Consider the following 12,607-nt stretch of genomic DNA (forward strand, 5'->3'; position numbering starts at 1 on the left):
CACCGGACGGCACTGGCGCGCCCACTGCCGCGGCAGCACGGAGAAGGAGTGGTGCACCCATGCGTGTCCTCTTGGTCGGCGCGGGAGGCGTGGGCACGGCGATCACCGGGATCGCGGCCCGCCGGCAGTTCTTCGAACACATGACGGTCGCCGACTACGACCTCGGGCGGGCGGAGGCCGCGGTCGAGGCTCTCGGGGAACACGGGCATCGGTTCACCGCCGCACGGCTGGACGCCGCGGACCCGGCGGCGGTGCGCGCCGCCCTCGGAGAACACCGCTGCGACGTACTGCTCAACGCCACCGACCCCCGCTTCGTCATGCCCCTGTTCGAGGCGGCACTGGCGTACGGTGCGCACTATCTCGACATGGCCATGTCCCTGTCCCGGCCGCACCCGTCCCAGCCGTACGAGAAGTGCGGGGTCAAGCTCGGGGACGCCCAGTTCGAACGGGCCGCCGAGTGGGAGGCGGCCGGCCGCCTCGCCCTGGTGGGCATGGGTGTCGAGCCCGGCCTCTCCGATGTGTTCGCCCGGTACGCCTCCGACGAACTCTTCGACGAGATCGAGGAGATCGGCATTCGTGACGGCGCCGACCTGGTCGTGGAGGGCTACGCGTTCGCCCCGTCCTTCAGCATCTGGACGACCATCGAGGAGTGCCTGAACCCACCGGTCGTCTACGAGGAGGGGCGGGGCTGGTTCACCACTGCCCCCTTCAGCGAGCCGGAGGCCTTCGACTTTCCCGAAGGCATCGGGCCGGTGGAGTGCGTCAATGTCGAGCACGAGGAAGTGCTTCTGGTACCTCGATGGCTCAAGGCCCGGCGGGTCACGTTCAAGTACGGTCTCGGCGACGAGTTCATCGGGGTGCTCCGGACCCTCCACAAGCTGGGCCTCGACCGGACGGACCCCGTCCAGGTGAACAGCGGCTCGGGCCCGGTCGCGGTGTCCCCCCGCGATGTCGTCGCCGGTTGTCTGCCCGACCCGGCCGGACTCGGCGAGCGGATGAGCGGGAAGACATGCGCGGGTACCTGGGTGAAGGGCGTCAAGGACGGCAGCCCCAGAGAGGTCTACCTGTACCACGTGGTCGACAACCAGTGGTCCATGCGGGAGTACGGCTCCCAGGCCGTGGTCTGGCAGACCGCGATCAACCCCGTCGCCGCCCTCGAACTCATGGCCCGCGGCACCTGGAGCGGCAGCGGAGTGCTGGGCCCCGAGGCCCTGCCGCCCCGGCCGTTCCTCGATCTGCTGACGGAATACGGCGCACCGTGGGCCATGCGTGAGCAGTGACCGTGCCCGATGGCATCCGGGTGCTTCCGCCTGACAGAAACAACCAGAGGCCACCAAATGTCATGGAGTCGGTATATTTCGCTCGTTCTTTCAGGACCGTGACCGGAGCGAGGGAGCATGGCAGAGGCGGAGAACCTTGCCCGGCCGACACCATCGGCGAGCCTGAAGCCGAACGCGATCGGCTTCGTCGACGCGCTCGTCATCGGACTGAACGCGACATCACCGGCCTACTCCGTGGCGGCCGTCATCGGCCCGATCGTGGCCCTCGTCGGTGTCTACGCCCCGGGGGTGCTCTTCGCCTCGTTCGTGCCGATGCTGTTGATCGCCTCCGCGTTCTACTACCTGAACAGGGTCGATCAGGACTGCGGCACGACATTCTCGTGGGTCACCCGTGCGATGGGACCGTGGACCGGATGGCTCGGCGGCTGGGCCATCACCATGACCGGGGTTCTGGTGATCGGCTCCCTGGCGGACGTCGCCGTCAGTTTCGGCCTGATGGCCATCGGCCTCGACAGCTGGGCGGAGAACGCGTTCGTGCGCCAGTTCCTCGCCGTGCTCCTGATCCTCGTCATGACGGGCATCTGCGTCATCGGGACGGAGCTGTCGGCGAAGGTGCAGAACGTCCTCATCCTGGCACAGGTCGCCTTCCTTCTGGTCTTCGTGATCGTGGCCCTCTACCGCGTCTACGCCGGTACGACGTCGTTCGATTCCGTCAAGCCCTCGGCCGGGTGGCTCAACCCCTTCGGTGCGGGCGGCTCGGCACTCACGGGCGGGCTGCTGCTGGGCGTCTTCGTCTACTGGGGCTGGGAGTCGGCGGTCAATCTCACCGAAGAGGTCGAGGACTCCGCCAGCGCTCCCGGCAGGGCCGGAGTGTGGTCGACCGTCATTCTGCTGGTGACCTACGTGTCCGTCGGCTTCGCGGTCGTCGCCTTCGCCGGAACGACCTATCTGGCCGACAACGCCGCGGAGGAGGAGTTCATCTTCGCCCTTCTCGCCGGTGACGTGATGGGCGGCTGGGACTGGATCGTGCTGCTCGCGGTCGCGACCTCCGCGCTGGCCTCGACCCAGACCACCATCATCCCGGCGTCGCGCACGGCGCTGTCGATGGCCCGCCGCCACGCGCTGCCGACGCACTTCGCACGCATCAACCCGCGTTTCCGGACCCCCGACGTGAGCACTTGGTGGGTGGCGGGCATCGCCATCGCCTGGTACATCGTCGTGAACCGGATCAGCCAGAACGCCCTCTTCGACTCGCTGACGGCGCTGTCCCTGCTCATCGCCTTCTACTACGCGCTCACGGGTGTGGCCTGCGTCGTCTACTACCGTCACCATCTGACCAGGAGTGTCCGCAACTTCGTCCTCATCGGCCTCGGCCCGCTGGTCGGGGCCGGGCTGCTGACCTGGCTGCTCGTGCGGTCGGTGATGGACATGTCGGACCCGGCGAACTCCTACAGCGGGACCTCGTGGTTCGGGCTCGGCCCTCCGCTGGTCATCGGCATCGGCATCAGCATCGTCGGGGTGGTGCTCATGACCGTGTGGCGGCTCCGGTCGGCCGCGTTCTGGACCGAGCGCCGGAGTGTCGTCGATCCCGATCTCGTACCCGGCAAGGAGTCCTGAGATGTCGGTCGTCCTCGGGTACGACGAGTCACCCGGAGCCGCACGCGCCCTGCGCATCGCGGTCGAGGTGGCCGCCGCGTTCGGTGAGCGGCTCGTCCTGGTCTACGGGGCGGCGCCCCCCGGGCCCTCCGGCGAGGAGTACAGGTCCCACTACGAGGCCATCCGCCAGGCCGGGCGTACGGGGCTTGAGCACGGCGTCACGGTGGCCGAGGAGGCAGGCGTACAGGCCACCGTCGAGGTCATCGACAAGAGACCGGCGCAGGCGTTGATCGACGCCGCCGCACGCCACGGAGCGAGGGTCATCGTCGTGGGCAGCTGGGGCGAGAGCCCGATGCGCGGGGCACTGCTCGGCTCCACCCCGCACAAGCTGCTGTATCTGTCGACGGTGCCGGTGCTCTGCGTACCGACCGGGGAATGAGGACGGCAGCCGACCGCAGCCGGCGGAACGGCGTTCTCCGGCTCCGCCTCGGCGTGCTGCGGGCATCGCGTTGACCGGTAGTCCCGGAGTGGTGCCTCGACGGTGAAGTCGGCCACCCTAACGGAGTAATGCCAGACAGATGCTGGAACAGTACATTGAGTCCTGTAACGAAGACGGTAAGTGACTGAGCTTCAGACTTGCCCATGTCCGAGCCCCCCACTCGGTCTGCCCAGCGGCAGACCCTCGCAGAGGGGCCGACAGGGCCGCCCCGCTTCCCGCCTCAAGGGCGTGACCGGCTGAGGGAACCCGCAGCTGGTTGACGACCGACGCGCCCTATCAGCCACGGCCCGGTGAACGGTCCGATGGACCGCCTTCCTCCTCAGCCCGGTTGCGCGAACGGCCGCGGAACCGCCGGAATCCCCCAACGGGCCTGCCCCGGCCCGACATTCGTTTGCTGCGGCCGGCGAGCCGGCACACCGCCACCGCCCCGGGCGCGACGGCGCCGAAGAGCCATGGCGCACACCGCCGCTGTCACCACCCCACCTCACAGCAGGAGTTGAACCATGAGTGGATGCGGCTGCAGGCAGTCCCCGGTCGTCATCGGCGGCTGTCAGCCCGCCGGAGCGGGCTGTCCGCCCGCCGGCGGCCACGGTGGCTGTCCCGGCTCCAGGCCGAGCCAGCACTGCGAGACGACCCCACTGCGCGATTCCGCACCGTACCGGGTCGCGGCGACCGCGAGCAGCACCGACCCGACGCCGTACTACACCATCGCCAACACCCACGCCGCACTGGACCCGCTCGTCGCCCGGACCATCCTGAACGGCGGTACGGGCACGTTCCCGGCCGACGACGGGACGCACAACGGCCGGCACACCTGGCTCGCCGGCGTCGTGCACATCGACCCCGCGTCAGTGCGCGGCAACCCCACCGGCGTCACGGTCAGCGCCTCGGTCCACGTCCACAACGACGGCCCGGACGCGGCCTGCCGGCTCTACGGCCGCTTCGCCCTGTGGAACGGCACGAACCCGATCCGCACCGATCTCCTCGGCCCGCCCGATCTCCCGGCGGGTGGTGACGACAACGGCGTCATTCCACCGACCACCGTGTCCCTCGCGGACGTCCTCGCGGGAAGGATCGTCGTCGAGCTCAACCTCGAAACAGGCAATGACGACACCTGCCGGGTCGGCCCCAAGCAGTGGACCGTCGACAGCTTCGTCCTCACCGTCCAGGCATCCGCCCCGGGCTGCGGCAGGCCGTTCCTCCGTACGACCTGCCGCGGCTGCGACGGTGTGCTCACGTGCACGACCGACACCCTCGACGGCTCGACCCCCTACACCCCGGTCCCGCCGGTCGTCCCGGACACCTCCTGCCAGGACAGATGCTCCCCCGCCTCTCCCCCGTGCATCTCCACCGACCGGGGCAACGCCCTCACCCGGGGCAGCGACGGGTGTCTGTACGCGCCCGACACGCCCACCCTGGACCCGTCCCCGTGCAACGCCGCGCGGAACACGACCGGCGGCCTGCTCGTGCCGCGGGTCGACCTGACGGGCATCGCTCCGGGCAGCAACAGCGGTATGGAGCGGTCGGTGGACATCGATGTCGCCGAGATGCCCGGCTGCCCCGAGAGGTGGAGGATCGGCGCCCGCCTCACGCCGGTGAGCGCGTTCCTCAACTCCGAACGGCAGCACGCCGACCTCCTGGCCAGGGCCGGCGTCGATGTGCCGATCCCGGAGTCCGACATCGTGCTCCCGGAGGCCGGGGTCTACCACATCGACAGCGATGTCCGGTACGCGCTGGGCACCGCCACCGGCGGCAGCGGCTACATCATCGGCTGGCTCAGGGACGAGACGACAGACACCCTCCTGACGAGCTTCACCCAGATCGCGGCGATCAACGCGGCAAAGCAGGAGCAGCAGGGCGGGACCACACACATCATGACCGAGTACACGGTCACGTCAGGCCCCCGGACGGTCCGCCTGCACCTGATGCTCGTCCGCACCGGCGGCACGATCACCGACGCCGAGGCCGGCGGCACCGACAGCAATGGGGCGACCCGGATGCGTTTCCTCAAGGTCAGGGACTGAATGAGCGTTTCGCACGCGGGAGACGCTACGAGAAGATGGTCCGCTCGCCGGCCGCCATGGCGGCCGCGACCGGGTCAGGACCGGGTCAGGACCGTGGCGGCCGTCGAAACTCGGCGAAGGCGCGCTCGATCTCCTCGTGCGCGCGTGCCACGAATGGTGCCCACGCGCGATGGGTGACGACCACGAACTGCCGCTGCTGGATGGCCTCGACCACCTGTTCGCCGACGCGTCCGGGATCTGCCCCCTGGGAGCAGCGCGCTGTTCTCCTCGGCGGCAGTTGAGGTGATCGCCGGGACCGCGCCCGCGGCGTCCACCGCGACATCCACACCGTCGCCATCGGTGAGCGAGGCGATGGCGGCGGCGAGATCCTCGTTCGCGGGGTCGACCACGCGTGCGCTCAGCGCGGCCGTCACGGCGCGACGGTCCGCGCTCCGCTCGGACACCAGCACCTTGTCCACGCCGCGAGCCTTGAGCGCGGACCAGGAACCGATCCCGATCGGCCCGGCTCCTGCGACGAGTGCGGTGCCGCCGGGCTCGACGCCGCTGCGTGAGACGGCGTGCCGGCCCACTGCCATCGGTTCGACGAGCGCGCCCAGCCGCAGGTCCACACCATCCGGCAGCACGTGCGCCTTCGACGCGTCACATGTGGTGAACTCCGACAGACCCGCCGCCTTCCACGTTCGACCCGAGCGAGCCCATCAGCCGGCAGGAGAAGGGCAACCCCTTGCGGCAGGCCCCGCACTCGCCGCAGGAGACCGCCAACGGGTAGACGGCGCAGAGGTCTCCCCACCGGTCCCCAAAAACGATCAGGGCAGGTTTCGGATTTCTCCGAAACCTGCCCTGATCTGCGACTGTCTCCAGTCGGGACGACAGGATTTGAACCTGCGACCCCTTGACCCCCAGGAGTAGGGCCTGTCCCTTTCATCTGCACATACTGAGTAGAAATCAGGGTGCATAGTGTGCAGTGCCGTGCGTGCCGTTCAAGTGCGCGGATACCGGGGTGGTCCCCGACCGGTCCCCACGGGGCATGTCCGTGACGCGCATGTCCAGGGACCGCCGCCGGGTCAAGAGGCTGGCTCGCCAGGGCCTGTCACCGCATGACACCTGGCGGCCTTGAAAGGCCGCTGCCACTTCGCCACCGGTCACTGCCGGGCTTCCGGAAAGGCGCGAGGTGACGCGGTCCTCCGTGAGCAGGCCACCGGCAGCCCGCCAGACCGCTCGGCATCCAGGCTCCGCAGGTCGTGCGCGCCGCGCCAGGACAAGCAGGCGAAGATTCAGATCCCGATCTTCGGTGCCGTAGGCATGACGGAGGGTTCGGCGTCCGCCCTCGGCCAGACCCAGACCTTCACCAGAATACGGATCGTGGACGCCCAATGTGACCCTTGATTCCTGTTGGTCAGGCATGGTCTCACGCAGGCCAGGGAGGGGTACAGCGTCCCGGTCTGCTTGATGGCCGAGGCGTGCGCGGTGGCGTCGGTGCTGGGAATGCTGGGGGGAAAGAGAGACGACCGCACGTGTGCGGGTGGAGGGCCTGCGGGAGGAAGCCGCTCGGATGGCCGAGGCGTTGAGGCCGCGGAGATGAAGCTGGACCGGCGGGTGATCGTGCGGGAGGCGTTGATCGTCTCCCCGGGCGGGACGACTGGCGTGGCCGAATCCAGGCCAAGACCGAGCAGAGCAACAGTGCCCTCGCCTGCATCGGTGCCGGGCTCGACGGCGCCGCCGTGGCGGGACAGGCTGCCGATGACGGTGCTGACCTCGGAATCACCAGCGGGTTCTGGGTGTGGTCGAGGAGGGCCACTGCAGGCCAAGGGCCGCCCAAGCCCGGGGAGATCGCGGTGGGCTGGGCCTTCAGACGACCCCGGCGAAAGTCAAGGGGGCGCGCTCGAAGACCAGGCGCCTGGCGGAACGCGGGGAGCTGCTGGCTCCCGCGAGGACTTCCAGCAGACGTTCATTCGGATGGTTCACGGTCGCGTACAACCCGAATCACGAGTGCCCAACCGCCGCCTCGCTTCTCTCCCACGCTTGGTCACCGAGAACTGCGGCGACACGATGGCGGAATGCGAACTGGCACCAGCGGCTCCTTGTCGTCAGACCTGCCCTGCCGAACGATGCCGGGCATCAACGGGTGTTCCAGAGAACAGTCCGTAAAAGCACTGTTGCGTTCGGACTTCGGTTGACAGGGTGAGAAATGATGAGGCAACGGGCTCATCGGAGTGAGTGAGGTCGAAGTGGTACGGCGTAGAAACCTGATGGCTTCGGGCATGGCAGTTGCTCTAGCAGGTGGAGGTGCAGCTGCCTACGGGTTGGCTGGCAGGGGAAGCACAGGTCCTGATGCTTCTTCTAGCGATTCGGCCGACATACCAGCCCAGTTGCGTGGAGTCTTGCCGGAGCGGCACGCGGCGTTGATCGCGCTCGATATTGGACAGCATCGGGGCGGGCTGAGCGAACTCGTGAAACGGGTTCACGCTGCCGCTGAGCCAGGCACATCTGTGGGGTTCGCTCTTGGGGCGACACTTTTCGGGACCAAGGATTCGCTTCCCCGTCAGCTCAAGGCGATGCCGCACTTCGCGGGCGACCTTCTTGAGCCTTCGATGTCGCACGGAGACATTCTTGTGCACGTCGCGGGCAACAGAGCCGCAATGGTACGGAAGGCCGTCGAACGCATCAGAAATGCCACCTCCCCTCACTGGAACGTTCGGTGGCACATCGATGGCTCTCGTCCCGCCAACCGAGTCGAGGGCGGCAGGGGCCTCGCCCGTAACCCGTTCCGCTTCACTGAGGGCTTCGGCAATCCCGGCACCGAGAGGGAATCCCTCGACCGCGCGCTCACCGCTGCCGATCAGGACGAGCCTCAGTGGGCTGTGGGCGGCAGCTATCAAGTTGTGCGCATCATCCGGTTCGCGACGGACCTATGGGACAAAGACTCAATAGATGAACAGGAACGGATCATCGGCCGCCGACGCGACGGTGGATGGCTTGACGGCACACCCGTCGACGAGCGGCCAAACTATGCGGCCGATCCGACGGGCAGGCTTACCCCGCTTGATTCACATGTACGTCTCGCAGCTCCTGACCGCCGCAACTCACCACCGATCGTGAGGCGCAGCTACAGCTACGACCAGGGCAACGGCGACACTGGGATCATATTCTCCTGTTTCCAGCGAGACCTGACCCAAGGATTCGAAGCAACCCAGAAACGACTGGAAGGGGAATCCATGGCGAAGTACCTGCTGACCACCGGCGGTGGGTATTTCTTCGTTCCTCCGCACGGCGACGGCTGGATGGACGCACTCACGCACTGAGCCGCGTCCCGCCCGTCTCCGGGTGCAGTTGGACGGTTGCAAAGAGCGTTTTGTCCTGGCGGGGGTGTTTGATAGCTGGCATGATGTCAGCTGCTTGGGGCGGACCCTGCCGACGTGTGAGGATCCGCCCGCGAGTGTGATGTGTGCGGACAGGCGATGTGGCGGTGGCCGGTGCGCCCGACGGTCTGGAAGCAAGAGATCTGGACCTTTTCGTGGTGTTATGCCGCCACGCAGGTGGGCGGCGAGTGGTTCGAGATCTCGTGACCTCCGTATCTGTCGATGGAGATGCGCTGGGAGAGGGCCGTCGCGGATGGCCTTGCCGTCGGCGCCTCCCACGCTTTTGGCATCTTCGACAAGACTCTGTGCGGGATCCAGGAACTAGGCATGTCACCGTCTGACCACTGGTAGCTGCCGGAACGGGAGGCAGCCTGTGGCGCGTGCGGGGAAGCGGCGTGTGTCATCAATGAGCCTTTTCAACGTGGCCGCGGCCGAGTGACGCCGGGGTCACGACAGCTCATGTACGCCCGCGCGGCCGGCGTCCCCACGCCGAACTGCTCGTGGAGGTGCTCCAGCGCCCAGGCGACGACCTTGGCGAGCGGGTCGGCGCCGATCTCCTCCGGTAAAGACCTGTCGAGGTAGCGCTCCTGACCGGCCGAGGGGCGCGGCGGGACCACCAGTCGGCGGGCCAGGGCCCCTGCCGCCTCGTTGCCGTGGTCCGTCCGCACGATGTGGAGAAAATCGTCTCAGGCACCCGGCATGTCAGCCAAGTTGACAACGCCCACTGGACCGCTCCGGATCGATGGAGGCACGGGTGAGGCTTCGCACTGACAGCGGTGGGTACATCCGCAAACATGGACGCCGGCGCATGGATATCGCTGATAGCTACGGGGATCGTCGTGCTCATCGGGGCGGGGCTCATCTGCTACGAGCATTGGGGATCCGGCGCGAACCAGAGCCGGGAGTATGACCTCGGTCCGGACAACACCAGCGGCGGAGGCGGAGGCGGCTGACGCCCACGGTTCGGCCGAACCGCCTCAGCCCGAACCCGCCGCCGATCCCAGGACCGCGCTGCAGCAGCGCATCGAACAACGGCCTGGATCTCGTCGGACTCCCATCGCGATAGATCGGTGCCTTGGGTTCAGCGTTGCCGCTCCAGGGTGAGGACGGCTGCAGCGATTGACGACATTCGATTCGGGCTGCACCGGGCCTTGCGGAGGATCCGCCACGACTTCAGCCGTGCGACACCACGCTCGACCGGAGCCCGTGCCGCGGACAGCACGCGGTTGACGGTCTGTTGGGTGGGCGTGAGGCCATGGCCCGGTGGGCGCCTGAGGGGCGTCGTCACCCACGGTCCGGCTCCCACGCAGGCGCGGTCTGCCAGGGCTGGAACGCCCTGACGCTCGCAGATCCGGATGATCCGGGCAGTGCGGGCCGCGGTCAGGTCGTGCGTGCGGCCGGGCAGTGCAGGCGAGATCCACAGCAGCCGCCCAACCGGATCGGTCACCACCTGCGCGTTCACCCCATGTCGGCGGTGCTTGTGGGAGTAGTCGGCCCGGCTGTCGCCGACCCGGTCGCGCTCCGCCAGAGTGCCGTCGAGCAGAACGTGGTCAGGGTCGGCCTCGCGCAGAGTGCGCAGCAGGCCGGGCGCGTGGTCGGCCAGCATGTCGACGACGGCTGCCACGTAGGCGTGCGCGGTGCCGACGGAGATGCCGAACCCGGCAGCGAGTTGGGCGAGAGTGTCGTGCCGCCGCAGGTAAACCAGGCCGACCAGGGCACGCTGGTGCGGCGGGAGCTTGCAGCGGCGGTCACCCTCGCGGGTGACGATGAGCGTGGTGACCCACTCGACCAGGGCATGAGGCAGGTCGAGTGCGGCTGAATACGGAACCAACGCGGCTCCTGTGCCTGTGGGGTGAGACCGAACACCTCCCCCAACGGCACGGGAGCCTCGTGCGTTGCGCACACCGCCGGCATCACCCGATCAGTGGCGACTCCGAAACAGCTCAATGACCGCTGGCCGCAGGCGATGAGGGGCGAGGACGCGCCGGTCAGCGTGGCCCGGCGACTATGAATACTTCCAGTGTCGCTTCTCGGGTGAGCCTGCGGCTCATCAGGTCGATCAGCGCGAGGTGGATCATGGCCTCGGAGCGGTGCGGGTGGGTTTCGTAGTCGCGGCGAGGCGGCGGTAGTGCACGAGCCAGCCGAAGGTCCGCTCGACGGCCCAACACCGCGGAAACACCTTGAATCCCCTCTAGGCAGGGTCTCGGCGGGTGACTTCGACGTCGATGCCAAGGCGGGCGCCATGCTCGATGACCTTGCGGTAGCCGGTGTCGGCCCAGGCTTTGGTGACGCGAGGGTGGTCCATGGCGATGTTCGAGAGCACGTGGATGCCGGCGACGTTGTCGGAGACGCCAGCGGCCGTGACCAGCACGGCCAGGAGGAGGCCGAGTGCGTCGACGCCGATGTGGCGCTTGCGGCCTGCGATCTTCTTGCCCGCGTCGATGCCCTGGCCTGACGCCGGCACGTTCGCGGAGGTCTTGATGCTCTGGGCGTCAAGGATGCAGGCGGTCGGCTCGGCATCCCGGCCCTCGACTTCCCTCACAACGCTTTCACGACCTCCGGCACTCGACCGCCACCCCGCTCCTGGAACAGGGTGTCGACCTTGTCGTGATCAAGGAACTCCTCTGCCACGCCCACATCGGCGTCACCGCCAGCATCTACGCTCATGTCCGACTTCGCCTCCAGCGCCAAGCCATCGATACCCTTGGCAACGCCCCGCGCGACCCTGCGGCCCGACGACAGCGACGAACCGCCACTTTGTGCAGCGCCCATCGCTGACGTTGCCGTCAATTACTGCCGTCAGACCCCCAGAGGCCCCACCGGAGAGAATTCCGGCGTGGCCTCTGTGTTCATTCATTGGTATGAACAAAAAATCCGCGAGCGAAGGCGACGACCTATTACCGATCCCTAGGGCGCCTCGGATTTTCAATCTCTTCTTGCGGTTCTGGAATATCGATCGAAATCTCACCGAGTTCCCCCTTCGATACTCTGCCGAAGGAGGAGATTGCGGATCGCACATCATCGCGAGCCCATCCAGTGCGGATGAAGAATTCGCTACGGGACAATGCTTCTGCTGATTCGATTACACAGGTGAGGAGTCGGCCAAGCTCAACCTCCGTCAAGGTGAGCATGAAGCTGTTTTTATCGCGCTTGAGCTGCATACATCACCCGTTCGGGTCGAGTCGGGACAGGAAGTTTTCGGCCGACGTCTTGAAGGCTGTCATCGAGTATGCGCCGCGCTGAATAATCATGACTCCACGGCCTGAATCATACCATCCCATTCCTCCACCTTAATCGCCTTCCCCGTGCCACTATTTGCATACATGTCAAGATAATCTGCGAGCTCGTCGTCAACCATTCCCAGACGGTGACTCACATTTCCCTTGGCGACTTCGTCACCAATATGCAGAACACCTTGATAGGCAGCGTCGGAACACCCGTCCATTCCACCGGAATTGTGAACGAGGACCGGGGTGGCACCAGCGAGCACATAGTACGTGTGCGTGCTGAGGTGCTGTCATCTGCGTTTTCGCAGGTCAGCGAAATTCGGCCAGTGCGTGGAAGTGCCGTGTTGTGCGGCCCTGTTGCCGTCGGCGTTGCTGTCAGGCGGCTACGCGCGTGAGGGCGGCGGAGTGGGCTTTGGCCGGTGTCCTGTTCGGGTTGGAGTCGGGCATGGTCAGGGGGCCGTACGCTGGCCGGCAACTCGGGCAGGCTTTGATCGTCTACGCCCACGTCCGGCTCCGACTCCAGCGCCAAGCCATCGACACCCTGGGCGACGCCCTCAGTGCCGAGGACGACGACCGTGACGACCCACCCGCCGCAGCAGTCGTCCGCTGACGTTGCCGTCAC

Annotated in this window: 8 protein-coding genes and 3 pseudogenes; 7 read left to right on the plus strand and 4 right to left on the minus strand. The window is 67.2% G+C overall.

Annotated features, from left to right (window positions below):
* Window positions 1–59 precede the first annotated feature (59 nt).
* The 4 genes from ACIGJO_RS16235 to ACIGJO_RS16250 all read left to right on the plus strand — a co-directional run bounded on the left by ACIGJO_RS16235 (window position 60) and on the right by ACIGJO_RS16250 (window position 5,399).
* The gene (locus ACIGJO_RS16235; protein ID WP_399958241.1) at window positions 60–1,280 is read left to right on the plus strand and encodes a saccharopine dehydrogenase family protein; all 1,221 of its coding nucleotides are present in this window, start codon (window positions 60–62) and stop codon (window positions 1,278–1,280) included.
* 117 nt (window positions 1,281–1,397) lie between these two features.
* A complete protein-coding gene (locus ACIGJO_RS16240; RefSeq protein ID WP_399958244.1) occupies window positions 1,398–2,897 on the plus strand; it encodes an APC family permease in 1,500 nt (499 codons plus the stop codon).
* 1 nt (window position 2,898) lies between these two features.
* On the plus strand, window positions 2,899–3,315 hold the full coding sequence (locus ACIGJO_RS16245; protein ID WP_399958248.1) for a universal stress protein: 417 nt from the start codon (window positions 2,899–2,901) through the stop codon (window positions 3,313–3,315).
* A gap of 563 nt (window positions 3,316–3,878) precedes the next feature.
* Window positions 3,879–5,399 (plus strand): hypothetical protein, encoded by a 1,521-nt coding sequence (locus tag ACIGJO_RS16250; protein ID WP_399958251.1) that lies wholly within the window; start codon window positions 3,879–3,881, stop codon window positions 5,397–5,399.
* A gap of 74 nt (window positions 5,400–5,473) precedes the next feature.
* Here the strand turns inward: ACIGJO_RS16250 and ACIGJO_RS16255 are convergent, their stop codons facing one another.
* Window positions 5,474–6,022 carry a zinc-binding dehydrogenase gene (locus tag ACIGJO_RS16255; protein WP_399958254.1) on the minus strand — a complete coding sequence of 183 codons (549 nt, stop codon included), beginning with the start codon at window positions 6,020–6,022 and terminating at the stop codon, window positions 5,474–5,476.
* A 1,758-nt stretch (window positions 6,023–7,780) separates the two neighbouring features.
* Here ACIGJO_RS16255 and ACIGJO_RS16260 point away from each other — a divergent pair.
* Window positions 7,781–8,701: a Dyp-type peroxidase gene (locus tag ACIGJO_RS16260; RefSeq protein ID WP_399958257.1), complete on the plus strand. Its 921-nt coding sequence runs from the start codon at window positions 7,781–7,783 to the stop codon at window positions 8,699–8,701.
* A gap of 506 nt (window positions 8,702–9,207) precedes the next feature.
* Here ACIGJO_RS16260 and ACIGJO_RS16265 read toward each other — a convergent pair.
* The 3 genes and pseudogenes from ACIGJO_RS16265 to ACIGJO_RS16275 form a co-directional block, all read right to left on the minus strand.
* Window positions 9,208–9,435, minus strand: a pseudogene (locus ACIGJO_RS16265) (AraC family transcriptional regulator); the annotation flags it as partial.
* 404 nt (window positions 9,436–9,839) lie between these two features.
* The gene (locus ACIGJO_RS16270; protein WP_399958260.1) at window positions 9,840–10,589 is read right to left on the minus strand and encodes a transposase family protein; all 750 of its coding nucleotides are present in this window, start codon (window positions 10,587–10,589) and stop codon (window positions 9,840–9,842) included.
* Between the two features lie 157 nt (window positions 10,590–10,746).
* Window positions 10,747–11,303: pseudogene (locus ACIGJO_RS16275) on the minus strand (transposase); the annotation flags it as partial.
* Between ACIGJO_RS16275 and ACIGJO_RS16280 the strand changes: the two are divergent.
* Both ACIGJO_RS16280 and ACIGJO_RS16285 read left to right on the plus strand, forming a co-directional pair.
* A pseudogene (locus ACIGJO_RS16280) lies at window positions 11,303–11,536 on the plus strand (tyrosine-type recombinase/integrase); the annotation flags it as partial. The pseudogenes ACIGJO_RS16275 and ACIGJO_RS16280 sit on opposite strands and share 1 nt — an antisense overlap.
* A gap of 861 nt (window positions 11,537–12,397) precedes the next feature.
* Window positions 12,398–12,595 (plus strand): hypothetical protein, encoded by a 198-nt coding sequence (locus ACIGJO_RS16285; RefSeq protein WP_399958263.1) that lies wholly within the window; start codon window positions 12,398–12,400, stop codon window positions 12,593–12,595.
* Window positions 12,596–12,607: the final 12 nt, after the last annotated feature.

Origin of the sequence: Streptomyces sp. NPDC079020 (genome assembly GCF_044542225.1) — a bacterium.
Taxonomy (GTDB): Bacteria; Actinomycetota; Actinomycetes; order Streptomycetales; family Streptomycetaceae; genus Streptomyces.